The sequence below is a fragment of the Bradyrhizobium sp. AUGA SZCCT0160 genome (assembly GCF_018130105.1).
Lineage (GTDB): Bacteria > Pseudomonadota > Alphaproteobacteria > Rhizobiales > Xanthobacteraceae > Bradyrhizobium.
On the sequence record NZ_JAFCMD010000001.1, the window covers coordinates 128,612 to 152,196 of the forward strand.

At 59.9% G+C, this 23,585-nt stretch carries 25 protein-coding genes and 1 pseudogene; 7 read left to right on the top strand and 19 right to left on the bottom strand.

What is annotated here, in order from left to right; genetic code table 11:
• Nucleotides 1-20: 20 nt before the first annotated feature.
• From JQ558_RS00605 to JQ558_RS00610, 3 genes and pseudogenes are all read left to right on the top strand, one after another.
• A pseudogene (locus tag JQ558_RS00605) lies at nucleotides 21-167 on the top strand (CoA transferase); the annotation flags it as partial.
• Between the two features lie 20 nt (nucleotides 168-187).
• The gene (locus JQ558_RS36995) at nucleotides 188-388 is read left to right on the top strand and encodes a hypothetical protein (protein WP_249142259.1); all 201 of its coding nucleotides are present in this window, start codon (nucleotides 188-190) and stop codon (nucleotides 386-388) included.
• Entirely contained in the window at nucleotides 325-957 is a 633-nt protein-coding gene (locus JQ558_RS00610) for a zincin-like metallopeptidase domain-containing protein (RefSeq protein ID WP_212292863.1), read from the top strand. The genes JQ558_RS36995 and JQ558_RS00610 overlap by 64 nt, the downstream gene beginning before the upstream one ends.
• Nucleotides 958-1,166: 209 nt before the next feature.
• Here the strand turns inward: JQ558_RS00610 and JQ558_RS00615 are convergent, their stop codons facing one another.
• The gene (locus JQ558_RS00615; RefSeq protein ID WP_312014932.1) at nucleotides 1,167-1,748 is read right to left on the bottom strand and encodes a helix-turn-helix domain-containing protein; all 582 of its coding nucleotides are present in this window, start codon (nucleotides 1,746-1,748) and stop codon (nucleotides 1,167-1,169) included.
• Nucleotides 1,749-1,854: 106 nt separating this feature from the next.
• Here JQ558_RS00615 and JQ558_RS00620 point away from each other — a divergent pair, with 106 nt between their 5' ends.
• Both JQ558_RS00620 and JQ558_RS38255 read left to right on the top strand, forming a co-directional pair.
• Nucleotides 1,855-2,787 carry an MBL fold metallo-hydrolase gene (locus JQ558_RS00620; protein ID WP_249142260.1) on the top strand — a complete coding sequence of 311 codons (933 nt, stop codon included), beginning with the start codon at nucleotides 1,855-1,857 and terminating at the stop codon, nucleotides 2,785-2,787.
• 612 nt (nucleotides 2,788-3,399) lie between these two features.
• Nucleotides 3,400-3,981, top strand: coding sequence for an SDR family NAD(P)-dependent oxidoreductase (locus JQ558_RS38255; RefSeq protein ID WP_409410485.1), 582 nt, complete (start codon nucleotides 3,400-3,402; stop codon nucleotides 3,979-3,981).
• On the opposite strand, the gene JQ558_RS38260 is transcribed toward JQ558_RS38255, so the two are convergent.
• Both JQ558_RS38260 and JQ558_RS00630 read right to left on the bottom strand, forming a co-directional pair.
• On the bottom strand, nucleotides 3,881-4,093 hold the full coding sequence (locus JQ558_RS38260) for a hypothetical protein (protein ID WP_409410473.1): 213 nt from the start codon (nucleotides 4,091-4,093) through the stop codon (nucleotides 3,881-3,883). The two genes, JQ558_RS38255 and JQ558_RS38260, sit on opposite strands and share 101 nt — an antisense overlap.
• A gap of 351 nt (nucleotides 4,094-4,444) precedes the next feature.
• Nucleotides 4,445-5,533, bottom strand: coding sequence for a site-specific integrase (locus tag JQ558_RS00630; RefSeq protein ID WP_212292530.1), 1,089 nt, complete (start codon nucleotides 5,531-5,533; stop codon nucleotides 4,445-4,447).
• 133 nt (nucleotides 5,534-5,666) lie between these two features.
• Between JQ558_RS00630 and dusA the strand changes: the two genes are divergently transcribed.
• Nucleotides 5,667-6,695, top strand: coding sequence for a tRNA dihydrouridine(20/20a) synthase DusA (gene dusA / locus JQ558_RS00635; protein WP_212292531.1), 1,029 nt, complete (start codon nucleotides 5,667-5,669; stop codon nucleotides 6,693-6,695).
• A 139-nt stretch (nucleotides 6,696-6,834) separates the two neighbouring features.
• Here the strand turns inward: dusA and JQ558_RS00640 are convergent, their stop codons facing one another.
• Entirely contained in the window at nucleotides 6,835-7,263 is a 429-nt protein-coding gene (locus JQ558_RS00640) for a hypothetical protein (RefSeq protein ID WP_212292532.1), read from the bottom strand.
• 261 nt (nucleotides 7,264-7,524) lie between these two features.
• Between JQ558_RS00640 and JQ558_RS00645 the strand changes: the two genes are divergently transcribed.
• Nucleotides 7,525-8,481 carry a LysR family transcriptional regulator gene (locus JQ558_RS00645; RefSeq protein WP_212292533.1) on the top strand — a complete coding sequence of 319 codons (957 nt, stop codon included), beginning with the start codon at nucleotides 7,525-7,527 and terminating at the stop codon, nucleotides 8,479-8,481.
• Here JQ558_RS00645 and JQ558_RS00650 read toward each other — a convergent pair.
• The 15 genes from JQ558_RS00650 to JQ558_RS00720 form a co-directional block, all read right to left on the bottom strand.
• A complete protein-coding gene (locus JQ558_RS00650; protein ID WP_212292534.1) occupies nucleotides 8,454-8,696 on the bottom strand; it encodes a DUF2274 domain-containing protein in 243 nt (80 codons plus the stop codon). The two genes, JQ558_RS00645 and JQ558_RS00650, sit on opposite strands and share 28 nt — an antisense overlap.
• 1 nt (nucleotide 8,697) lies before the next feature.
• Complete coding sequence (locus JQ558_RS00655; RefSeq protein WP_212292535.1) at nucleotides 8,698-9,918, bottom strand: TrbI/VirB10 family protein; 1,221 nt, start codon at nucleotides 9,916-9,918, stop codon at nucleotides 8,698-8,700.
• Nucleotides 9,915-10,949, bottom strand: coding sequence for a P-type conjugative transfer protein TrbG (trbG, locus tag JQ558_RS00660; RefSeq protein ID WP_212292536.1), 1,035 nt, complete (start codon nucleotides 10,947-10,949; stop codon nucleotides 9,915-9,917). Before trbG ends, JQ558_RS00655 begins: the two co-directional genes overlap by 4 nt.
• Nucleotides 10,946-11,629: a conjugal transfer protein TrbF gene (gene trbF, locus JQ558_RS00665; RefSeq protein WP_212292537.1), complete on the bottom strand. Its 684-nt coding sequence runs from the start codon at nucleotides 11,627-11,629 to the stop codon at nucleotides 10,946-10,948. Before trbF ends, trbG begins: the two co-directional genes overlap by 4 nt.
• Nucleotides 11,630-11,733: 104 nt before the next feature.
• Entirely contained in the window at nucleotides 11,734-12,960 is a 1,227-nt protein-coding gene (gene trbL, locus JQ558_RS00670; RefSeq protein ID WP_212292538.1) for a P-type conjugative transfer protein TrbL, read from the bottom strand.
• Nucleotides 12,957-13,328 carry a putative entry exclusion protein TrbK-alt gene (trbK-alt, locus tag JQ558_RS00675; protein WP_212292539.1) on the bottom strand — a complete coding sequence of 124 codons (372 nt, stop codon included), beginning with the start codon at nucleotides 13,326-13,328 and terminating at the stop codon, nucleotides 12,957-12,959. Before trbK-alt ends, trbL begins: the two co-directional genes overlap by 4 nt.
• The gene (gene trbJ, locus JQ558_RS00680; protein ID WP_212292540.1) at nucleotides 13,328-14,059 is read right to left on the bottom strand and encodes a P-type conjugative transfer protein TrbJ; all 732 of its coding nucleotides are present in this window, start codon (nucleotides 14,057-14,059) and stop codon (nucleotides 13,328-13,330) included. Before trbJ ends, trbK-alt begins: the two co-directional genes overlap by 1 nt.
• Nucleotides 14,056-16,497, bottom strand: coding sequence for a conjugal transfer protein TrbE (gene trbE, locus JQ558_RS00685; protein WP_212292541.1), 2,442 nt, complete (start codon nucleotides 16,495-16,497; stop codon nucleotides 14,056-14,058). Before trbE ends, trbJ begins: the two co-directional genes overlap by 4 nt.
• A gap of 10 nt (nucleotides 16,498-16,507) precedes the next feature.
• Nucleotides 16,508-16,771 carry a VirB3 family type IV secretion system protein gene (locus JQ558_RS00690; RefSeq protein WP_212292542.1) on the bottom strand — a complete coding sequence of 88 codons (264 nt, stop codon included), beginning with the start codon at nucleotides 16,769-16,771 and terminating at the stop codon, nucleotides 16,508-16,510.
• On the bottom strand, nucleotides 16,771-17,097 hold the full coding sequence (locus tag JQ558_RS00695) for a TrbC/VirB2 family protein (protein WP_212292543.1): 327 nt from the start codon (nucleotides 17,095-17,097) through the stop codon (nucleotides 16,771-16,773). The genes JQ558_RS00690 and JQ558_RS00695 overlap by 1 nt, the downstream gene beginning before the upstream one ends.
• 1 nt (nucleotide 17,098) lies before the next feature.
• Entirely contained in the window at nucleotides 17,099-18,061 is a 963-nt protein-coding gene (trbB, locus tag JQ558_RS00700) for a P-type conjugative transfer ATPase TrbB (protein WP_212292544.1), read from the bottom strand.
• 152 nt (nucleotides 18,062-18,213) lie between these two features.
• Nucleotides 18,214-18,639, bottom strand: a complete 426-nt coding sequence (locus tag JQ558_RS00705; protein WP_212292545.1) for a CopG family transcriptional regulator — start codon at nucleotides 18,637-18,639, stop codon at nucleotides 18,214-18,216.
• Nucleotides 18,640-18,645: 6 nt separating this feature from the next.
• Nucleotides 18,646-20,634 (bottom strand): conjugal transfer protein TraG, encoded by a 1,989-nt coding sequence (locus JQ558_RS00710; RefSeq protein WP_212292546.1) that lies wholly within the window; start codon nucleotides 20,632-20,634, stop codon nucleotides 18,646-18,648.
• Between the two features lie 40 nt (nucleotides 20,635-20,674).
• Nucleotides 20,675-22,438 (bottom strand): DUF3363 domain-containing protein, encoded by a 1,764-nt coding sequence (locus JQ558_RS00715; RefSeq protein ID WP_212292547.1) that lies wholly within the window; start codon nucleotides 22,436-22,438, stop codon nucleotides 20,675-20,677.
• 269 nt (nucleotides 22,439-22,707) lie between these two features.
• Nucleotides 22,708-23,583 (bottom strand): lytic transglycosylase domain-containing protein, encoded by an 876-nt coding sequence (locus JQ558_RS00720; RefSeq protein ID WP_312014933.1) that lies wholly within the window; start codon nucleotides 23,581-23,583, stop codon nucleotides 22,708-22,710.
• Between the last annotated feature and the right edge of the window lie 2 nt (nucleotides 23,584-23,585).

The window sequence follows — 23,585 nt, forward strand, 5'->3', positions numbered from 1 at the left end:
GATCGGTGGCCTCGTCATCATCGGTATTCGGCGCTGAAGCCACCACCATGGATCCCAACGACCGCCCGGACCTCGTGTTCAAGACGCTCGATGGCTATATCACCTGCGGCACGATCTCGGACTCCGAATGGCAGGGCTTCTGCAAGGCGTCGGGTGATCCGGAACTGAGACCGAGGAGCGCAACGTAATGCAGCGACCGCCGCGCTCGCCGGACGAGCCACTTTTACCAAAAAGCCTAGTGATCTGGTCTGTCCTCCAAGGTGGTCTTGCGTTGCTCCTCACCGGGGGTGTGATGGTAACAGCCAGCTCACCAGCTCCTATGGCATGCCTGCAGACGAGGTGCGCGCGCTCACGTTCTTTTCGCTCGTGTTGGTCATCGTCAGCCTGATCTTCGTCAATCGCTCGTTCACAACTTCAATGGTCGACGCCTTTCTCGATGAACCCAGCGAGGGTCTGGCGCCGGTGATCATCGAGAAGCTCGAAGCCGTTCTCCGGGACGTCAAGGCTTCGGGCATTCCAGTTCTGAGCAGCACCGCCGCCGATATTCAGCACGGCGGCGCTCGAGCGTTCTACAGCCCAAGCCGTGACGTTATCTGCGTTCCGCATATCGAGGCTTTTCAGGATGCTGAAAGCTATTACGCCGTACTGATACACGAACTCACGCACTGGACGAGGCATAAATCCCGCCTGGATCGCGATCTCGGACGTAAGCGACACGGAGACGCGGGCTATGAGATGGAAGAACTGGTCGCGGAGTTAGGCGCGGCATTTATCTTGGCCGATCTCGACCTTACACCACAGGTGCGCGAGGAGCACGCCGCCTATATTGAAGGTTGGTTCAAGGTTCTCAAAAGCGACAAGCGTGCAATTTTCACCGCAGCATCGCATGCACAACGTGCCGCCGACTATCTGCAAGGCTTGCTGGCCCCAATCACAGCGGTCACCGCCGCCGCCTAAAAGGAAGCGCGCGCACTTTACCGTGCGCGCGCGTCTGCTACTCGCCATCCTAACTTGTACCTTATAGTTTCGGTGGTGCGCCGCGCGTCTCTTGTTGCAGCTTCTCCGCATACCCCGAAATGTACGCGACATCAGCGGTAAGATTCGCTGGCGAAAGGCAACCTGGCGCCGACCAGCCCGATTGCCGTCCGGTCTCCCGAGGCGCACGGCTAAGCCAATGGCAGCGACGCACGCGTGGCGCTCAGGATTTCCTTCGAGAGTTTCTCATCGTCGACGAGACGGGCAAGAATCATCGCGCCGATCATGGCTGACCAGGCGGCAATCGCCGCGCGCCGTTTGTCCACGGGCTTATCGCCTTCCGCCTCAACACTGAGATGATCGATCCGGCGACGAACGCCCTCCGTCATACCGTGCCGGAGCTCGGCTGAGCCCCGCGCGGCTTCCGTTCCCAAGCTTGAAAACAGACAGGAGGTCGCGCGGTTGTCGCGATGCCTGACGCTGAGATAGCCGTCGGCATAGTCCGCCGCCGGCCGGCGCGGCTTTGCTTCGTCGGGAGCCGGGGGCAGAGCATGTCGGATAGCTTCGGCAATGAGTGCCTCCTTGGATGGAAAGTACCCGTAAAAGGCGCCGTGGGTCAGACCGGCGTCCTTCATGACCTCAGCCACCGTGACCTCGTCGAAGCCGCGCAGCCGGAACAGGCACGCCGCGGCAGCCAGGATCCTCGTCCGATGCTCTGCGACCTGTTCTCTACTCACTTTCATGTGTGCATCTCCGAACCAGCTTGACTCCATACATGATATCTATCATGAATACAATCATGATGGCCATCATTAATAGGAGATTGTGCGCGAGGGGTTCCGGAAATTCCCCGTCGCGTCCTTGAAAGCGAGATCCGAAATGAAGCGCCGAGAGATGATGAAGCTGGCCTCACTGGCAGTCTTGCTCACGATGCCGGGATTGGCGAAGGCAAGCCCGGAGAACAAAGCTGCCCTGAGGTATAAGGTATTTACCGCCAATCGCCCTGGCCGGGTCGTGCCGTCGGGTCACCTACCGCCGGGCAAGGAGTCGCTGATATGGATCGCCAATTCGGCGACCTTGATCTACGGAGAGCGGGACGCGGTGCTCGTGGACACCTTCATGACAGTGGAACAGTGCAGCGGATTGGCGGACGCCATTGTTTCGCGCGGAAAAGCGCTGAAGGCAATCTACGTCACTCACGGACATCCAGACCACTTTTTCGGGCTGAAGGTTTTGCAGGATCGCTTCCCGAACGCGCAAGCACTGGCGACACGGGAGGTCGTTGCGAAAATGAGGCTTCAGATCACGCCGGAAAAACTAGACGATCGCCGCAAGCAGTTTCCAGACCTTCCGGACGTTATTTCCATCGCGAATCCGCTGGAAGGCAACGAGATCGAACTGGAAGGAAACAAACTGGTCGTCGTAAGGGTCGGTCATACGGACACCGACGACACGACGTGCCTTCACGTCCCGTCCATCGGATTGGTCGTCGCTGGCGACGTTGTCTATAACGGCATTCACCCGTTTCTCAGCGAATCCAACAGGCAAACCCGGCTGGAATGGATTGCCGCGCTTGATAAGATCGACGCCCTGAAACCGTCGGCGGTCGTTGCCGGGCACAAGATTCCCGGCAACGATGATAGCCCGCGACAGGTCGAAGAAACGCGCCAGTACATTCGCGACTTCATCCGGTCGAATGACGCGACGAAAACCGCGGCGGAGCTCTACGACAAGATGCTGGAGCTTTACCCCGATCGCGTTAATCCCGGCTCCCTCTGGAGTGCGGCCGCTACCGCCAAGGCTCAGTCGTAACCGGTGCCGGCGCGTCAGAGAGGGACGTCCCCGCAAAAAAAATGCCGGGCGGCGACCGGCGCCAATGATCGGCTACGCGTGAACTGACGCTCAATAACTTTGGCGGAGCCGTGCGCGACATTGCCAGCGGGCCTTACGTCGTCACCCACGACGCGGCCCGTCGGACTGTCGTAACTTCTTGCACAGGCTTTGGTGATTTCGCGTCACGCTTATGCTGACAGAAACGCAATTCAGATCAGTAGGCGCCGCATGTACGGTTCTGGAATGATTTTCGCGGAGCGCGTGGACGCGTGTCTTTGCAGACTCCATCTGTACGAAAGGCGATGTGGTGGGTCGATTTGAAGGCAAGGTTGCCGTCGTTGCGGGAGGCGCTCGCGGTTTGGGCGAGAGGTTCGCTCAGGATTTCGTGGCCGAAGGTGGCGCGTCGCAATCGGCGACGTGAATGCGGTTCGGATCGGAGCTTGCCGCGAAGTTGGGCAAAGGCAAGGCCGTCTTTGTCGTTAGCGATGTAATCCTGCCCAGTGCGCGAATGCCGTCGTGTTGCCTGGAAGGCATTCGGGTCCTGGACTATCTCGTAAATAGCGCGATCGCGCGATTAACGGCGGTGAACTGATCGATCTTCCCCTCAACAAATGGCGGGCTACCATCGACATAGGCCTGACCGGCACTTTCCTCATGGGACAGGCGTTCGCTCGGCGCATGGTTTCAGCGAGGCGGAAAGGTGCAGTTGTCAATCTGTCTTGCGTGTCTGCGTTCCATCCTTACGGTGGGTCGGGGGCTTACAGCACCGTCAAGGCGGCAATCATCCACCTCAGCGAGCTCATGGCAGTCGTGTGGGCGCCGCACTGGATCCGCGTCAATGCCGTTGCGCCGGGTACCGTTGAGACGCCGTTGACTGCAAATTGTGGCTGCGGTGCATCGACCAGATGTTCGGTGGTGGCGTCCTCCTATTGCATCAGGCATGGGCTGCCCTATGGACGAGCCTTCCAGAATGCATGTCGGCTTAAAATCCCTCGGGCGAGTATCGCTCTACATTTGCAGCGGCAAGCGGATGACTCTCTCGGTGAGTTTGGCGAGGTTACGCCTCGTCTAATCACTCGGGGATCTTCACAAAGCCCTGCTGAACAAGTTGAATCGTCCGAGCCATGGCGTCGATATCGATCATCACGCCGCCGTTCATCAAGCCGAAGATGAGGTCCCTGTACGGATTGCCGGTCGCAAGTTTGAAGCCGGCGAAGCGAACGCGGACCGTGACGATTCGGGCAGATCTGGACTTGGCCCTAAGCCGGGTAGCGATACCTTCCACAAGCTGAAGCAGGCTGGGTCAAAAACGATCTAAAGCCCTCGGAGGCTTTATGTTCGCCGGCTGCGCCTGCGGCCCAGGGTCAGCGCACCCGGCGCTCCCAATCAACATTCCGAAACCGAACACGCTTACCCCGTCCGCGCCTTAGTTACCCCTCGCTCTTGCAAGCGCCTAATTTTCTGTCGCTTTGCTCTGTCCCAAGCCCTAACTGCGTCCTCAATAGCGTCCATCCGTATTAAGACCATTTCTATTCCATCGCCTTGCCCTTCCACGTAATGAGCGCGGTCATAAATCTCCTTGCGCAAGCGACGTGACATGCCTGTCGTGCTCCTTCTTGCGTAACACTCACAACGTTCACGAATCGATCAACTGATCTATGAAATCTGCGACGGAGGTCTCAGGAGGCGGCTGCGTTTTGACAAGGTCCTCGGGCCGCAAGCGGGTGTATCGCCTGAGCATATCCCAACTTTTGTGGCCTGTGACCAGAGCGACCCTTTCAATCGGCAGCCCAGCTTCAAAGAGCCGAGTCGCCGCCTCACGGCGCAAATCGTGAAACCGCAAGTCTTCGACATGAAGAACCTTGCAGGCACGAGAGAATGCCGCGCCGGCGCTTGAGGCACTATAAGGGAAGACCCTTCCCTTTCCTCGGGTAAGAATCCTCTGCTCAAGAAGCAATTGCCAAGCATCAAATCCCGTCAGGCTGAGCATGGGCACAATTTCGTGGTTGCCCTCCTTGTATTGAGGCGCTTTTCGGTCGCGCACCGTCATCAAACGTTTCCTCATGTCGACGTCGGGCCATTCGAGACGAAAGATTTCGCCCTCGCGCATTGCGGTCGCGACGGCGAACTGAATGATGCGATCCATGGGAATAAATTGACGCGGGCTATTTGCAAAGTAGTCGATCAAGCTCTGAAGTTCGTCGACTGTAGGACGCCGATTCCTCGCGCGACTTCTGTGCATCAGACCAAGCTTTTTGAGAGCAATACGTGCGAGGGCAAACTCGTGGTGTTGAACAGGCGCTCCATAAACGCATTCCGCATAGGTCAGTATTGCGCGAATATCGGAGAAATTGAACAGGACCGTTCCCGGTGCGGCTCCCAATTGGGCACGAGCACGACCATACTTGATAAAGTTGGCACGGGTAAGTTCCGAAAGCTTTAGCTTACCTAGAGTCGGCCGAATACTCTCCAAGAAGAGCTGTCTTGTCCTTCCAACTCTCTTACCCACCTCGAGCATGTCCTGGAGATACAGATCAATCAACTCCTCAAGAGTGAGCTTATCCCAGTCTGACGGTGCCCTCGCCGTGAGATCAATCTCCCGTTCCAGGGCCAAACCCCATGTTTCAGCGTCTTCCTTTTTTCGAAAGGTCCTTGTGGCATACTGCCCTTTGCGTCGAATCTGAATGCGCCAGTTCCCCGAAGTCAATTTAGTAAGGGCTGCCATGACATTATCCCGATGTAGGTCTATTCTGGCGGTATTCGAGAACAGAAACCTCAAATAAATTGCTTCTCTAGACCGTACAAATTTGCAGTTTTTCGTGTCATCCGATACGACCTGCGCATGCCGGAAGTACTTGATGGTTCGTAACGCATTCGAGAGGGATACTGGATTGGAAGATCAGCTTTGGCGCTTTGCCGTGGCGCCCATGATGGATTGGACAGACCGCCATTGCCGCTTCTTCCATCGTGTGCTAACGCGAAAAGCCCGACTCTATACTGAGATGTTGACCACGGGCGCCGTTATCCACGGCAACCGAGCCCGCCTACTTGGATATACCGCCGATGAGCATCCGGTTGCGCTGCAGCTCGGCGGCTCGGATCCAAGCGAACTTGCCGTTGCCGCCAAGATCGCCGAGGATTTTGGCTATGACGAAGTCAATCTCAATGTCGGCTGCCCTTCCGACCGAGTGAAGGACGGGCGGTTCGGTGCGTGCCTAATGGCGGAGCCCGAACTTGTCGCTGCAGGTGTCGCCGCCATGAAAAAAGCGATAAGAGTCCCGGTGACGGTGAAATGCCGAATAGGTATTGATGATCAAGATCCGGAAACCGCGTTGGACACGCTCGCTCGCGGTGTAGTCGCGGCGGGTGCGGACGCCCTAATTGTGCATGCCCGGAAGGCTTGGCTTAGCGGCTTATCTCCGAAGGAAAACCGCGACATTCCACCGCTTGATTATGAGCGCGTTTATCGTCTCAAGCTCGCATTTCCGCATATGCCTATCATCATCAATGGCGGTGTCAGAAGCCTCGAAGAAGCCAAACACCACCTTGCGCACGTTGATGGCGTGATGCTCGGCCGCAGCGCATATCAGGAGCCATGGCGCCTTTTGGCGGTTGATCGTGAACTGTTCGACGAACCCGCTCCCCACGAATCTATGCAAGCCGCTCTGGAGGAGATGATACCTTACATCGAAGATCAACTATCGCAGGGGGCACGATTGCACGCCGTAACGCGGCATTTTGTAGGCGCATTCTTCGGAGTGTCCGGTGCACGTGCCTTCCGTCGGCACCTGGCTGAGCACGGCACGCGGCTCGGTGCCAGCTCAACCGTACTAAGGGACGCTATTGCCAAGATTGTCCCGGAACGAAGCGCTCAAGAGGCGGCTTAGCGCGCTCAAAGGCGCTGTCCTAGAGTTATACTGAATTCGCCAAACTAGTATAACTCGCATCCTCAACCCCCCCTCACTATGGTCGCCCGCGATGCCGACGTTGCGGCCCTTCGCTTGCCTGACCGAGCCGCTTTCCTCATTAGCGACCGATACGCTTTTCGCGAGCCTTGACGTTCGCTAGCGCAGCCTTCACGAGCTGAATTGATGCCTCGAAAGTCCACAGGAGAGTTTCCAACTCCGACGCTTCGATTTCTTCCATCGATAGATTGCGTGATTCCAAGAGCTGCTCCACGAGCCGGACCAATGTTATCTCTTCGAAATGTGCCGATCCGCCCAACTCATCAAGTTCGAGGCTCACGTAAATGGTGCCATTCGGATCCAGTCTCGCCGACACCTCTCGTGGGAGAGCTCGCTGAACGACGGACAGCGGAACCGCGATAGACGCTAGAACGGTATCTGTCCCTGCGACACGATAGCCAAACCTTAATACTTCATTTGAATGTCCTGCGTCGTTGAGGTGGTAAACTTCACCAAAAGGTTCAACCTCAGGAAATTTCACGGCAGACATCGGTAAGCTCCTCTTTCGCTCGGTTGCGAGCACCACAACCATTATGCAAGCTCGTCTTGCCTTTGGTGCTGCGGATTCAAAGTTTCGAAGCACCACCAAATTTCGATCGTGGCGTAGGACCAAGCAGCCGGTTTCTTGCGGCCGTCGAACGTACCTGCTTGAGAGTGACGGCTCTCCTGTTAAATCATACAGGTGCTCTATTGGCTGAGGCTGATACTCTGTGCGGCATCTTGTTCTTTGACGCTTCGAGAGGTTCCTGAAGTGGACGCGCAATCAAGGCGCAACATCGATTGTGGCCAACTAAGGTACCCGATCGAGCTGAAGCAGCTACGGTCAGCAGTACTAGCACTTAGCTGTGGAAGCTTCCGGAGGGCAGCTGACGTACTGTCGGTCCGGCATTCCGCATTAAGCCGGTCAGTGTCTCAGCTCGAGCATGTTATCGGGATCACCTTATTCGAGCGATCGACCGCAGGCGTGCGGCCTACTAACGAAGGCGAGCGCTTCCTAAGCCGTGCCAAAGGCGCTTTGGAGCAAATTGACACCCTCATCTGGTCAGCTGGCGCTGTTTCGCGCTGCGTATCTGGTCAGCTTTCGGTAGGCTTATGTACCTCGATTTCAAATGGGAATTTGCGGGAAATGCTGTCTGATTTTTCGCGACGCTTTCCACAGATTGAAATGGCCGCGATTGAGCGGTCACCAGTCGGACTGAATAAATGTCTTCGGAGTAAGACCGTCGACGTCATCATTATCCCAGGACGAATTAGATCGAGCGATTTTGAGTTCCGTTCGCTTTGGGACGAACGCATTTTCGTCTCACTACCTCGCGAGCATGCTTTGGCTGCGCGCCAAAGGATCTGCTGGAGCGATCTTGCCGATCAACCCATCTTGCTGAGCGCATCCGAACAAGGGGGCGATCTGCAGGACATGCTTAAATCCAGGCTATTGATCTGGGATAATGCCGATAACGTGCAGTGGCATGACGCAAGTCGACCTCTTATCAACGGTCTTGTAAAGATGGGACGTGGGCTTAGCTTCGTTCTAGAATCCGATATTGAATGCGTTGGTAGTGACGTTGTTTATCGCGAATTGCAGGACGACGCAGGCCACGCGGAGGTGGCATTCCATGCTCATTGGCTCCGGGAAAACGGAAATCCCGCGCTGCACGGCTTTGTCAAGCTATTGTCCGAACGCTATCCCTCGCTTTCGTCCGGTGATTGACTCGCACGACGCCGTTTTGCAAAACCACGATCCGTGGCCATAAACCGCGCCAGCATGGGCGCGATGAGCTTACCCGGATCGCTGACCGGCCGACGGGTTTCTTGCGCCACGGCGGCCGCATAGGCGACGAGATCTCGGTGCACCGAAGCCGGCAATTCAATGTGAATTTTTACGGGTCTCTCGTCTGGAAGCGCCCCGATCTTGAGCTTGGTCATGTCACTCTCTGTATGGTTCGAGAACGAGATCGCGATTGACGATTACGCGGACCGGAAATCCCGGACGAATGGTCAGGGTCGGCTGAATATTGAGGCTGCGACGGACAACCTGCTGGCCGGTTTGATTTAGTGAGTCCCCTGCTCCGCGCCGTAGTGCTTGGATGATGGCACTGTCGTTACTGTTAGTGTCGGAGCCCGCTCCGAGCTCGGTGCCGACAGCAAGCAGCGTCGAAAGGGCAGCGGCTTTGAGCAATTCGCCCCAATGGTTGTCGACTTCGTCTTCGAGGCCGGCATATCCGGCCGCGTCTGCACCCGGCTGCCGCTCAAGAACGATCGAACGACCGTTCGGCATGATAAGGCGGGTCCAGACCAACAACACGCGTGACTGACCGAACGCAATCTGGCTGTCGTAAATGCCAATCAGACGCGCCCCCTGCGGGACGAGCAGAAGGCGCCCGGTCGGCGAATCGAAAACGTTTTCTGTTATCTGCGCGGTGATCTGGCCTGGTAGGTCCGATCGGACCCCGGTGATCAGTGCGCCCGGAATCACGGTTCCAGCCTGCACGATATACGGTGAAGCCGGCCTGGTTACGCGGTCGGGGCTTACTGTACGGCGATCCACGGATGCGTTGACGAAGGCGCGCTTCCTGTCCTGACCGCTCTGCGAGGATCCTTCGTCGTTATTGGTGGTCGAGATCGATGGAGCATTGCGGTCGCCTCCCTGAACCGTGGCAGCAGGCGGACGCACTTCTCGCCCATTGGTCGAAGCGAACAAATGACTTACTCGGGCTGCTTCGTTTTCCTGATCCCGGCGTTGCTGTTCCGCATCCGGAGCCGTAGCGCCGATCGTCGGCGACTGGCCCTGAGCAGCAAGAATCGGCCGGCCAAGGTCTCCAGGGAGCGGCGGACCGAGTTGCGGGATCGCTTGGCGTGGCACACCGGCGTAGTCTTTCGGCAGCGTTGTAATGCCATCGGCAATATTGTGATGCTCGGTGCTATGGAGCTCATCGGCCGCCTGGTTTCGGGAGCGATTACTCTGCAACGACCACAACACGGCGCCGCCGATGACAAGCAAGGCAGCCGCGCTCCCTCCCGCCAGAATCTTTCGCGACAACCGTGTCACGCGCGGATGCTCCGCCCTTAACCGGAAGTTCCTGGACTGCTCGTCCTGTGTTTGCGGCGGAATCGCCTGCTCGTGATCGTTTCCATTCTGGCTGTTCATGACGACGGCCTCCCGTCAGTCCTGACAATCCTGACCTTCTGCTGGTGTTCGCCACCGAGCCGCAGTTCTGCGGCTGCAAACAGCCGATCTACGATCAACACATTGCCGTAGGCGCGATAGTTGACGAGTTGGGTCTTACCGTCGGGACCGATGACGAAGAGCGGCGGCATCTCGCCCTGGACAATCCCTTGCGGAAATTCGACATAGACCTTGCGGCCATCATCATACGCGGCAAGCGGCCGCCAGGGTGGGCTGTCCCCTTCGATTGCGTAACGAAAGACACGCTGAGCCGATTCGGGAAGAACGGGTCTTAGCTGGGCCGATCGCGATCGTTCGCGAACGGTTTCCGGATAGTACCAGACAACGGATGGCATGTATGGCCGCTCGCGGGAGCGGAGTTCGATCAGGTAGGTGCGCCGGTCCGTGTTAACGACGAGGTTGGTCTCGATCGAAGCGCGGGTCGGCTTCACCAGGATATGGACGCGCCGCGTGTCACCACTCCCGCTCTCGGTATCGCCCACAACCCAGCGTACCGTGTCTCCGGCCGCGATTGGTCCTGATCCCGTCAACAGCTCTCCCTCTTCGAGCGCAATATCCGTGATCTGGCCGGGCGCTGCGTAAACCTGGTAGAGCGCCCCGGGGCTGTACGCGTAGATTTGTGCCGCGTTGAAGTATCCCTTCTTGCGCGGTTCGACGCGCGCCGCACTGTTTGCTGTCTCAACCCGGGTCACAGGTTCGGCCTCTTCCTTGCCTCCCGACTTGCCGCCAAGAACTGGCTTCCAAAGTGGTGGAACGTGAAGCGGCGGCTGTCTGTCGTCGAGAGCGGCTGGAGACGCCGGCAACGACGGAACCTCCCTGTCATAGCTAATCTCCGACGGAATGTAGGTCGCGCATCCACCGAGAGCCGACGTACAAAGCAGAACCGCGGCCAGGAGCGTTCGCTTCGAGGTCACGAATTCGGACCAGGTAGGGTTGAACTTACGATGTGTGAAGGGAAACTTCGAATACGCGTCGGGCGTCGTATTGGTCACTGACTCAACTCCTTTGACCAGTTGATGGCGCGGACGTAGACGCCGAGGGGATTCCTGCGCAGGCGCTCGGCATCGCGCGGCGTCTCGATCACGACCGTGAGAATCGCGGTCCAACGCTCGGTCGAGCTCAACGAGCCGTTATCGTATGTGCGTTGGGTCCATGCGATCCGAAAGCTGTCGGGTGAGGCACGGATGACGCTCGATACATCGACGGAGATTTGCGCCTTACCCAACTTGGCAAAGGGATCGTTGTTACGCGCATAGTCGTTGAGCGCGGCCGCGCCGCGATCGGTCGTAAAATCATAGGCCCGAAGCCAGTTCTGTCGCAGCACGATGGCGTCGGCGGACAGGCCTCTGACGTCTTCGATAAAACGCGCCAAGTGGTAGGCGATCTGAGCATCGGTGGGTTGATAGTCGATGCTGGCCGTGGCGACCCTTTGGGCCTGGCCGAGACGATCGACCTCGACCACCCAGGGCGTGATCGATCCTTGGCTCGATTGCCAAACGAATCCCCCGGCGAGACCTGCCGACAGCATCAGGCAACCGAACGCCATCAAGCGCCAGTTTTTGGCTTGTACGCGGGCGGATCCAATGCGTTCATCCCATACCTGCGCTGCCTTTTGGTAGGGTGTGACCGGTTCGGGCATGCGCCCGTAATGAACGGAAGATCGTTTGAACATGGATTATTGCCCCTGAGATCGAGTGGTCCGGTTTGAAGTCGTGCAGCGTCCGGGTTGCGGCGTTCTTGCCCGCTGCCGATGTTGAAAGCGACGCTCGGCCGTTGTCAGCGCCCTCCTTCGGAAAGATTGACGGAAACGCCGCTCCCGCCGTGATCACCAGAGCGAACGGCATGGCTGACCGCGGACGCGCCATGCCGAACGGTCTGGGCGCGCTTCATGCGCCGTGCCCAATCGGGTTGCCCGTCCGCCGAAGCATTCGCGGCCGGTTCACCCGTTTGTCCACTGCCGAATGCAACCGCTGCTCGGCGCAAGGGGCTCGCGGCAGCGGAGGTACCCGCTTCAGCGACGCCTGCAAGTCCGCCGCTTCGATAAGCTGCGGATGCTCCGCTCAAGAGGGCGCCGCCACCGCGCGCAGTACCTGCGATAGCTCCGCCGGCAAGGCCCGCACCACCAGCGGCAAGGCCGGCACCTGCCGCAACAGCGCCACCAGCAGCAAGGCCCGTTCCAATCGCGGCGCCGGCGCCGAGTTGCGGTCCGCCGGACACTAGGCCATTTGCGATTCCCGGACCGAAGATACCGAGGCCTAGCAACGTGAGCGCCGCAAGGACCAGTGTCATCGCGTCTTCGATCGTCGGCTGGCCGCCACCGAAGCCAGCAGTGAACTGGGAGAACAGGGTCGAGCCGATGCCGACGATGACGGCCAGGACCAGGACCTTGATGCCGGAAGATATGACGTTACCCAGCACGCGCTCGGCGGCGAATGCGGTCTTGCCAAACAGACCGAACGGGATGAGCACGAACCCAGCAAGCGTCGTCAGCTTGAATTCGATCAGGGTGACGAAGAGCTGGATCGCCAGAATGAAGAAGGCGAGCAGCACGACGACCCATGCGAACAAGAGAACGACGATTTGGATGAAATTCTCGAAGAAGCTGATGTAACCCATCAGGTTCGAGATCGAATCAAGCAGCGGCCGGCCGGCATCGAGGCCGACTTGAGCAATTCGTCCGGGTCGCAGGAAATCTGCTGACGACAGGCTTGCGCCGGATGCCTTCAGCCCAAGTCCCGCAAAGCTTTCGAAGACAATGCGCGCAAGATTATTCCAATTGCCGATGAGGTAAGCAAAAACACCGACGAAGAGCGTCTTCTTGACGAGGCGGGCGATGATGTCCTCGTTCGTTCCCCAACTCCAGAACAGCGCGGCAAGCGTGATGTCGATCGCGGCAAGCGTTGTTGCGAGATATCCGACGTCACCACCCAGAAGCCCGAAGCCGTTATCGATGTAACGAGTGAACGTTTCCAGGAATTGATCGATGACTCCGGTACCGGTCATGGCTTGCTCACCTCAGGTATCGCAACTGAGGGATAGCCTTGCGGCATACGGCTCTGATCCTTTGGTGCGGGCGTGAGGCCGGAGGCTGGATCACCCCGGCCGGAAACTGCGGCACCGTCCTTCTTGCCAAAGAAGCGACACCGGTTTTTGGCCCAAATTTCCTGGCAATGGTGATACCTAGTAGTTGCTTCTTCGAGAGTGACGTTGCGGCAACGGACGAGATCGGAATCATCAGCGTCCGACGTCTTCTGTGCCTTCAGCGGCGCGGACTCTTCTCCACCACGAAGGTGGATCGTGGAGGCCGCGACGACCAACACCACGACTGTTGTGGCAAGCGACAGAGCCTTGAATGCCCTTACGTCGGTCATTAGTGGAACATCCGCACGTCTTGGGACTGATAGCCCTGTCCCGGCGTCAGAAACCGCCGGAGCTGTTCTCGGCCCTGGTCTTGCGCGGCCGCGCGCTGAGCTGCTTCAAGGCTCTGCGCCCTGCCCTGAGCCGCAAAGGCAGCCGTGAGATCGGCGAGCTGTTGGGCCTGAAGCGCGAGGATCTGATTGCCTGCCTGGGTTGCCTGCAGGGCGCCACTGGCACCCTGGCTCGATGTTACGAGCGCAGACGTCTGGACGCGGTTGGTGTCGAGGTTGCCGACCACGCCGGCCTGGACCCGGAGCGCGTCCTGCAGCGCGGCAACAGAATTCTGCCAGCGCGATTGAGCGTTGGCGATCAAGACCTGATTTGTTTGATTGCCGGTGGCCGGCGCATAGCTGATCGAGAACGCGCGATCGATCTGCTGGACGTCGTAAGCAATGCGCTGAGCCTGAGCCAGCAATTGCTGGGTACGCACGATCGATGACTGCAGTTGCTGAAGCGATGAATACGGCAGGTTTGCCAGATTCTTTGCCTGATTGATCAGCATCTGCGCCTCGTTCTGCAACGAGGTGATCTGGTTGTTGATCTGCTGCAGTGTCCGAGCGGCAGTCAGGACGTTCTGGACGTAATTGTTGGGATCGAAGACGATCCACTGCGCCCGAGCAGGTGCTGTCACGCTAAGCGTGAGGACAATGGTGCCCGCGGCCAGAAAACTGTTAAGACGGCTCATAACGATCCCTCCAGATTGCCTAGTCTGGGGATCAGATCTGTGGCCCAGGCGACGCCACGATGCTGGAGCCAGGCGGGCACGAAGCCGTCACGGCCGTGCTCGGCAAGTAGCCGCTCAATGGCGGCCTGGTCGGTTTTGGAGGAAGCTGCCGTAAAGGCGAGCGCAACATCGCCAAGGTCGAGCTCGAACATCCGATTGCCGCGGCGGGACTGGCAATAATAGTCACGCTTCGGCGTCGCTCGGCTCAGAAGCTCGATCTGTCGGTCGTTGAGGCCGAAGCGCCGGTAGATGGCTGATATCTGCGGCTCGATCGCCCGTTCGTTCGGCAACAACAGGCGCGTTGGACAGCTTTCGATGATCGCGGGCGCGATCGCGGAGCCGTCGATGTCCGAAAGTGATTGGGTGGCGAAAATGACGGACGCATTCTTCTTGCGAAGCGTTTTCAGCCATTCGCGGAGCTGGCCGGCAAAATCCTCGTCGTCGAGCGCGAGCCAGCCTTCATCGACGATGAGAAGTGTGGGCCGGCCATCGAGGCGGTCCCCAATACGATGAAAGAGGTAGGCCAGCACGGCCGGGGCCGCGCTCGTTCCGATCAACCCTTCGGTCTCAAACGCCTGGACCGAAGCTTCGCCAAGGCGCTCGAATTCGGCATCAAGCAGGCGCCCGGACGGACCGCCCAGGCAATAAGGTTGCAGGGCACGCTTCACAGAATTGGATTGCAGCAAGACTGACAGGCCCGTCAGGGTGCGTTCCTGCATTGGCGCCGAAGCAAGCGAAGTGAGAGCCGACCACAGATGGTCCTTGACCTCCGGGGTGATCTCGATCTTTTCCCGTGCTAGGATCGCCCCGATCCATTCGGTGGCCCATCCGAGCTCGGAAGCGTCGTCGATCCAGGCCAACGGTTGCAGGGCGACGGGGTTTTCGCTCACGTCGGACAAGGCACCGCCGAGATCATGCCAGTCGCCACCCATGGCGAGCGCGGCCGCCCGGATCGACCCGCCGAAATCGAACGCAAAGACCTGCGAGTCAGGGTAACGCCTGAATTGTAACGCCATCAGCGCCAGCAGCACCGACTTGCCAGACCCTGTCGGGCCCACCACGAGGGTATGGCCGACATCGCCGACGTGCAGGGAGAACCGGAACGGGGTGGAGCCCTCGGTCTTGCCGAACAGGAGCGGCGGGCCCTTGAAGTGCAGATCCCTCGCCTCGCCTGCCCACACGGCCGACATCGGAATCATATGGGCGAGGTTGAGGGTCGAAACCGGCGGCTGCCGCACATTGGCGTAGACATGCCCCGGCAGACTGCCGAGCCAGGCTTCGACGGCATTCACCGTTTCGATCATGCACGTGAAATCGCGGCCCTGAATGACCTTCTCCACCAGCCGCAGCTTTTCATCGGCCGCACCGGGATCGCCGTCCCAGACGGTGATCGTTGCCGTGACAAAGGCCTGTCCGATCTGATCCGACCCCAATTCCTGAAGCGCCGTGTCGGCGTCGATCGCCTTGTTGTGAGCGTCGGTATCGAGCAGCGTCGAGGCCTCGTTGGTCATGACCTCCTTGAGAATTGCGCCGATGGACTTTCTCTTGGCAAACCACTGGCGGCGGATTTTGGTCAGCAGCTTGATGGCATCGGTCTTGTCGAGCATGATCGCGCGGGTCGACCAGCGATACGAAAATGGCAGGCGATTCAAATCGTCCAGAATTCCCGGAGTCGTCATGCCCGGGAAGCCGACAATCGTTAGAACCCGCAAATTGGCTGAACCCAACATCGGCTCGAGCCCGCCGGTCAGCGGCTGATCGGCCAATAGAGCATCGATGTACATGGGAATTTCGGGCACGCAAACGCGATGACGCCTGGTCGAGATCGTGGAGTGCAGATAGGTCAAGGTGGCCTGGTCATCGAGCCAGACGCATTCAGGCATGAACCCTTCAACAAGCCCGAGCACGCGGTTGGTTTGATCGACAAACCCTCGGAGCACCTCTAGAGCGTCAGCTCCTACTGTGCGATCGCGGCCCTCATATAGCAGTCGCTCTGCCTTGGCCGCCCCCTCCTCCGGCGGCAGATATAGGAAGGTCAGGAAATAGCTGGACTCGTAGTGTGCGCCTGCCTCCTCGAATTGTGCTCTCCGCTCGGCGTCGACGAGCGCAGACGCAACATCCGAAAAGGTGTTGGGCGGGTAAGCACCTGCAGAATGGCGCTGCGCCTCAACGAATACGGCCCAGCCGGATCCCAGACGACGCAAGGCATTGTTCAGGCGCCCTGCGACGGCGACCAGTTCAGCTGGCACCGCACTGTCGAGGTCAGGTCCCCGGAACTTTGCTGTGCGTTGGAACGAGCCATCCTTGTTCAGGATGATTCCCTCGTCGATCAGGGCTGCCCAAGGCAGGAAGTCCGCAAGACGAGCATTGGAATGACGATATTCGGCGAGGTTCATCATGACCGAGAGCTCAGAGGTTGAGGTGACCGGGAATGCGCAGATGTCGGCGCACCACATCGACGAAGGCGGGATCGCGCTTGGTGGCCCAGACGGCGGCCATGTGGCCGATGAACCAGAGGACGAGACCCGCGATCCAAAGCCGCAGTCCAAGTCCAAGAGCGGCCGCCAATGTGCCATTGACGATCGCGACCGATCGTGGCGCACCGCCCATCAGGATCGGCTCGATGAGTGCGCGGTGAACGGGCACGACAAAACCTGCGACCGAGTCATCCATCAGATCACCACGCCGCCGCCGAAGGAGAAGAACGACAGAAAGAAGCTCGAGGCCGCGAACGCGATCGACAGACCAAACACAATCTGGATCAACCTGCGGAAGCCGCCGGACGAATCGCCGAACGCAAGCGTGAGCCCGGTTACGACGATGATGATAACGGCGATGATCTTCGCGACCGGGCCTTCAACCGACTGCAGGATCTGATTGAGTGGCTGCTCCCACGGCATGTTGGAGCCAGCCGCCCAAGCCCGCGCCGTCGTCAGGAGAACCGTGCCGGAAGCAGCTATTGAAGCGGCTTGTCGAAGAAATCGAGATTGCGGACGCATGTCAGTCTCCTGCTGGTGAAAGGCTGTAGTCGTCGGCAGACCCAAGCCCTGTGACGAGGGCAAGTTCGCTGAGGCGACGGTCTGAGCCGCGGCCGGCAAGCACGGCGATGAGGTTGATGGTCTCGGCGATCAGGGCGCGCGGAACCGTGATGACGGCTTCCTGAATGAGTTGCTCGAGCCGCCGTAGCGCGCCGAGCGCGGTGCCAGCATGGATGGTGCCGATCCCGCCGGGGTGACCGGTGCCCCAGGCCTTGAGTAAGTCGAGCGCTTCGGCGCCCCGGACCTCGCCGATCGGGATGCGGTCAGGACGCAGGCGAAGCGAGGAACGGACAAGATCCGATAGTGTGGCTACGCCGTCTTTGGTTCTAAGCGATACAAGATTGAGCGCCTTGCATTGAAGTTCGCGTGTATCTTCAATTAGAACGACGCGATCGGAGGTCTTTGCCACCTCGGCCAAAAGCGCATTGGTTAGCGTGGTCTTGCCGGTCGATGTCCCACCCGCAACGAGGATGTTCTTGCGCGCGGCGACCGCCTCCCTCAGGGTTTCGGCATGATCAGATGTCATAATCCCCGCGGCGACATAGTCGTCGAGTGTAAACACAGCGACCGCGGGCTTGCGGATGGCGAAGGCCGGAGCCGCGACGACCGGCGGCAACAGGCCTTCGAAACGCTCGCCGGTCCCGGGTAGTTCGGCGGAGACGCGTGGGGAACCAGCGTGCACCTCTGCCCCAACGTGGTGCGCCACGAGCCGAACGATGCGCTCGCCGTCCGCCGCAGACAAAGTTTCACCCGTATCAATGAGGCCACTCGACAACCGGTCGATCCACAACCGCCCATCAGGATTGAGCATGACCTCGACGATCGCGTCATCTTCCAGGTAGCGTGCAATCGCAGTGCCAAGCGCGCTACGAAGCATTCGCGCGCCGCGCGAAGTCGCCTCGGATTGAAAAGAATGGATTGCCATCGTCGCCCCCACCGAATGAGGACGACTAAAGCGTCCTCAGATGGGGATGATTAGAAAAGCCATCAATCGAACCGGCGCAACAAGCGCTTTCGGCGATCGTAGGTTGGCGTAGAAAAAGAAGGACCAGCGAGATAGCTTGCTTCACAACTCTATCAGGTTTCGCCGGGCGTCTCCTGACGGACGATATCTTCTGGAATTTCACGTAGAAAGCTCTGCCCCTTTTGCAGACGGCGCCCGAGCGCTTCGACAAATCCTTCAAAGCGCTCCCGGCCCTTTATCTGCGCGGCCGCCTGCGCGTCGTTTGGCAATGGTGGCGTGATCGTCAGCCAGAAGCGGATGAAGAGGGCCAATGTCTCGGCCGTCAGACCGACGTCACGCTCCAGCCGCTGCATCTGACGCGATAGCCGGTCGAGGCGACGGGTAAACGCCGCCTCCCGTCGGTCGGCGCCGTCCGGTGACAGAAATGAAGCAACCGCCGCTTCGACGATTGCGGACCGGGAGAGTTTCTTGCGATCGGCAAGATCGGAGATCTGTTTCAGAAGCTCTGGTGGAAAGTACACATTCATCCGGTCGCGCATGAGGTCTCACAGCTCCATACCATCATTTGGATCAAGCGCGACTTGGCGAGCAACGCCACGCATCTGCTGACGAAGAAGTCGAGACTGGCGGACCGCGTCCTCGTCGTCGTCAAGCACGACAGAAAACTCTTCTGCCGGCGTCGGCTCGGTCGTCTCCTTGACGATCGCAACGTGATCGGGGAGTTCGGGCTCACGACGAAGACCGCTGTTGGCTGTGTCTCCCTCTGTTTGCTCGTCTTTATCGGGTGGATTTGTCGAAGGCTTCAGCGTTCCAAGCGTCGACCAACCGTCCGTTCGCGATGACCGGCCGGAGGCCGCAGGATCGGGTGGCGGCAAGATCCGCTCGATGAACCGCGGATCCTCGTAGTAACGCACCTTCCTGGCCCGGATCGGAGGTGTGCCCGCCACCATGACTATTTCGTCTAGCGGCGGAAGCTGCATGACCTCGCCAGGGGTCAGGAGCGGCCTCGCGGTTTCCTGGCGCGAGACCATGAGGTGCCCCAGCCAAGGATTCAATCTGTGCCCGGCATAATTCTTCATTGCCCGCATCTCTGTCGCCGTCCCCAGCGCGTCGGACACGCGTTTCGCGGTCCGCTCGTCATTGGTCGCGAAGCTGACACGGACATGGCAGTTGTCGAGAATAGCATTGTTCGGCCCGTAGGCCTTCTCGATCTGATTAAGCGACTGCGCGATCAAAAAACTCTTGATGCCATAACCCGCCATGAAGGCGAGCGCGGACTCGAAGAAATCGAGCCTTCCCAGCGCCGGGAACTCGTCGAGCATCATCAGGACTCGATGCCGGCGGTCGCGGTCGTGCAAGTCCTCGGTCAGGCGCCGGCCGATCTGATTCAGCACCAGGCGGATCAACGGCTTGGTCCGCGAGATGTCGGAGGGCGGCACCACGAGGTAAAGCGTCGTCGGGCTGAGATCGGCGATCAGGTCTGCGATCCGCCAATCGCAGCGGCGTGTCACTTGGGCCACGACCGGATCGCGGTAGAGCCCGAGGAACGACATCGCAGTGGAGAGTACGCCGGAGCGTTCGTTCTCGGATTTGTTGAGGAGCTCGCGCGCGGTGGAAGCGACCACGGGATGGGCGCCCTGCTCGCCAAGGTGCGGTGTGGTCATCATTGCCTTCAACGTCGCGTCAATCGGCCGCTTCGGATCGGACAGGTAGGCGGCCACGCCGGCCAAGGTCTTGTCCGGCTCGGCATAGAGGACGTGGAGGATAGCGCCGACCAGGAGCGAATGACTGGTCTTCTCCCAATGGTTCCGCTTGTCGAGCGAGCCCTCGGGGTCGACCAAGACGTCGGCAACGTTCTGGACGTCGCGAACCTCCCATTCCCCGCGCCGGACCTCGAGGAGCGGATTGTAAGCTGAGGACTTTGGGTTGGTCGGGTCGAACAACAGGACGCGGCCATGACGGGCGCGGAAACCAGCGGTCAGCTGCCAGTTCTCACCCTTGATGTCGTGAACGATGGCCGAACCCGGCCAAGCCAGCAGCGAGGGAACGACGAGGCCGACACCCTTGCCGGACCGGGTAGGCGCAAAACACAACACGTGCTCCGGTCCGTCATGGCGAAGGTAATCGCGGTCGAGCTTGCCAAGCACTACTCCATCCTGACCGAGAAGTCCGGCCACTCTCACGTCCCGTAGATCGGCCCAGCGCGCCGAGCCATAGGTCTCGACATTCTTGGCCTCGCGCGCGCGCCAGACCGACATGGCGATCGCCACCGCAATCGAAATGAAAGTTCCAGACGCCGCGATGAAGGCACCTTCGACAAAGACCTGAGGCGCATAGGCGTCGTAGACGAACCACCACCAGAAGAAGATCGGTGGGTAGTAGATCTTCCAGCCCGACAATTCGAACCAGGGGCGCCCTAGCTCCGGTTGGTAAGCGAGCCGCCAGGCGGTCCACGCGGTTGCACCCCAGATACCGAGCAAGACGATCAGGCCGACAACGATTACCTGTCCCCAGAGGATTTTGGTTCCGGACATCCTGGCCATCCTTTGCGCAATAGACTTTGGCGAGTTCAAGCTAGAGGCCGAGGTCGCGCTTGCGACCAAAGCCCCATTCAATGCCGCCGCCGTCCTTCACGACGCCGGCGACGTGCTGACTGAGTCTCATTTCGAGCTCGCGCGACCAAGGCACGAGTTGGAAACCGAGCCCGTTATCGATCATGGCGAAGCGTCCCGATGCGAGCGTCAGGCGCTGTCGATAGGTGCCCGCCACGTTCTCGCCAGATGCCGCCTTCACGTGAGGCAGGCCCGTCTTGGCCGAGACTTTTGCTCCCACCTCGTCCAGCTCGCGTCGGCGCAGCGTGTCCAGGAGATCGCGCTGCAGGATGACGCGCTGGCCCTGCCGCCGCGCCAGACCTTCCTGAACCAGATGCTCGGCACGGGCTTCCATAGCGTCGCGGCTCTCTCGGCCAAAGCCGCCCATGGCAAGTGGCATCGGATCGCGTTCGACCATCCGGTAGTCGAGCCAGGTCGCGCCTTTCGCTTTGACTTGCTCGCCAAGATCGAGATCGGAGCGAGTCGCGAGCATCACGGTGGGGTTCGGCTCGCCGGCTTGACCGAAGCGCCGCACTTCGACGATGCCGCCAACCGGTGGCACATGTTCGAACGCCTCGATTCCGCGGAAACGGACGTGGTGCGCGCGTCCGTCTGTTCCGTCGATCACGGCATATGCCTCGCCGGTCAGCTCGTCGTACAGTCCCCGATCGACCAGCCGCCCGACGATCTGGGACGCCGACGGTCCACCTTCGATGACGTAGTCGGCAACACCGCGCGCCTCGCCGCGCTCGGTGAAGGCGCGGTGCATGGTCTTGATGATATCGCCGCGCATCCCGAGGTCGCGCAAGTTGCGCTCGGCCTCGAGCCCGACCATCCATTCCCCTGGCGATGCTGGTGCCGCGAGGCCCATCTTCGCCAGATGCTGGAGGCGACCAACCATCAGACGTCGGATCTCAGGGTCGGAGCTGCCGGGGTTGTCGGGGCGGAGATCGACATAGCCGGTTTCGTCGGCAGCCAACCGTATCTCATGGTCGAGTCGCGTCCAGCGCTCTGCCGCAACTTCCCTCTGCAGCGAATTGCGGATTTCATGCTCCGGCTTTGGACCCAGTTCGATCGCGACCAATTCCTCAGCGCGTGAGCGCAGGCCTCGGCTGATGTAGTCGCGGGAGATCACGAGATCAGCGCCTTCCTCATCGACTCCCCGAACGAGAAGATGGACGTGAGGGTTGTCGGTGTTCCAGTGATCGACGGCCATCCAATCGAGCCGCGTGCCGAGATCGGTCTCCATCTGTCTGGCCAGATCGCGGGTGAAGGCCCTAATGTCGGTCATGTCGCCGGCATCTTCGGGCGAGACGATGAACCGGAAATGATGGCGGTCGTCCTGACACCGTTCCGCGAAAGCGTTGCTATCGGCGCGGTCGCTGCCGGCGTCGAACATCTCGGCCCTCTCGCCGCTCCGGGTGACGCCATCGCGCTTCAGATATGAAAGATGGGTCGTCAGCGGTGCCGAGCGGAATGCTCGTCCGTTGTGACGGACAACGCGCGCCTTCACCACGACGCGCCGCGTCGCGCTGAACAATCGGCTGCGGCTAAACGCGAGCCTACCGCGGCCAAACGTCGAGCGCCCATAGGCTGCGGAACGCTTGCCCGGCGCAGCCTGACCCGAAGTGTGTCCGGCTTTCTTCGCAGCACGCAGCACCTGGTTGATGAATCTCTTCGGCTTGGGCGCGCGAGTGCTGCGGATGCGTCCGGGTCGAATACGCAGATCGCTGTCGCCCGCGGTCACGGCCGGGCCCCCGAGCGAGCGAAAGTGCCAACGGTGCCGAGAATGTCCTTGATTGCATTGTTAAAACTGCTTGGCGCGGCACGCGCCCCGACCGACCGGCACGCCAGAACCCAAGCCATGCCAATGGCTTGCAGTTCGACCGGCGAGCCTCTTTTATCTCGCCGTCCTGCTGTCGTACCTGCCCACCTCCATCGCCTTTGCGCCGATTCTTCTCCAGAGCACACCAATGCATGCCAGCTTGGGCATTCCGTCATCGCGGGCCTCCCGCATCAGATCTCGCGACGAACTGTCCAGTTGCCTGCGGCACAACGGCCGAGAGGTCGTGAACGGAAGCGGCCGTTGGAGCCGGGTTCGGCGGGCGCACAGGCTGCGGGCGGGCAGCGGCCTTTTGAGCTTTCAGACCGCACGATGAAGAGCGATCCCGCCGATGGCCGCAGACTCGCGACCGCGCTGGAAGCGGCAATGTCGTTGCCGATGACGGGCGCAAGCTTCTGCAAATAGGCCTGGGTCTCTGCGGGTAATGGACGGCCGGCGAGATGCTCTTCGTAGCGACCAGGTCCCGCGTTGTAGGCTGCGAGGAAGCCTGGTGAACCGTACTGGTCGTGCAGTTCGCGCAGGTACGCGGTACCTGCAAAAATGTTGTCGTGGGAATCGTAGGGATCGCTACCAAGGTTGTACCGCAGACGTAGCTCTGCCCATGTCTCCGGCATGATCTGCATCAGCCCCATGGCGCCTTTCGGTGACCTCGCGCGCACGTCTCCGGCGCTTTCGACGTTTATGACTGCGCGTATCGTGCGAACCGGAACGCCGAAGCGACGCGAGGCGTCTTCGACGAAATCCGCGGATGGATCGCTAGTCGCATACGTTGCGGGAGGGTGCGCGAGTCGCGTTTCGGCGACAGCAGTAGCGTTACTCACGATCACCGCAACGAACAACGGTACGACTGCGCGCAGGCTCCTCTCGAACAAGCGCAAGCATGCCGCCGTGCTCGCCCCCGTCCAGGGTAAAGCTGCTTCGCGCCGGCCTTTCGGCCGCCCTGGACCGCCGCTGCGCGCGACGGCTGCGCAATTGTTGGTCGGGATGGAGGAATGGTGTAGCACTTGGCCGAACAGAGGAATGGCAGATCGGGAACCCAATGCGCGCACGA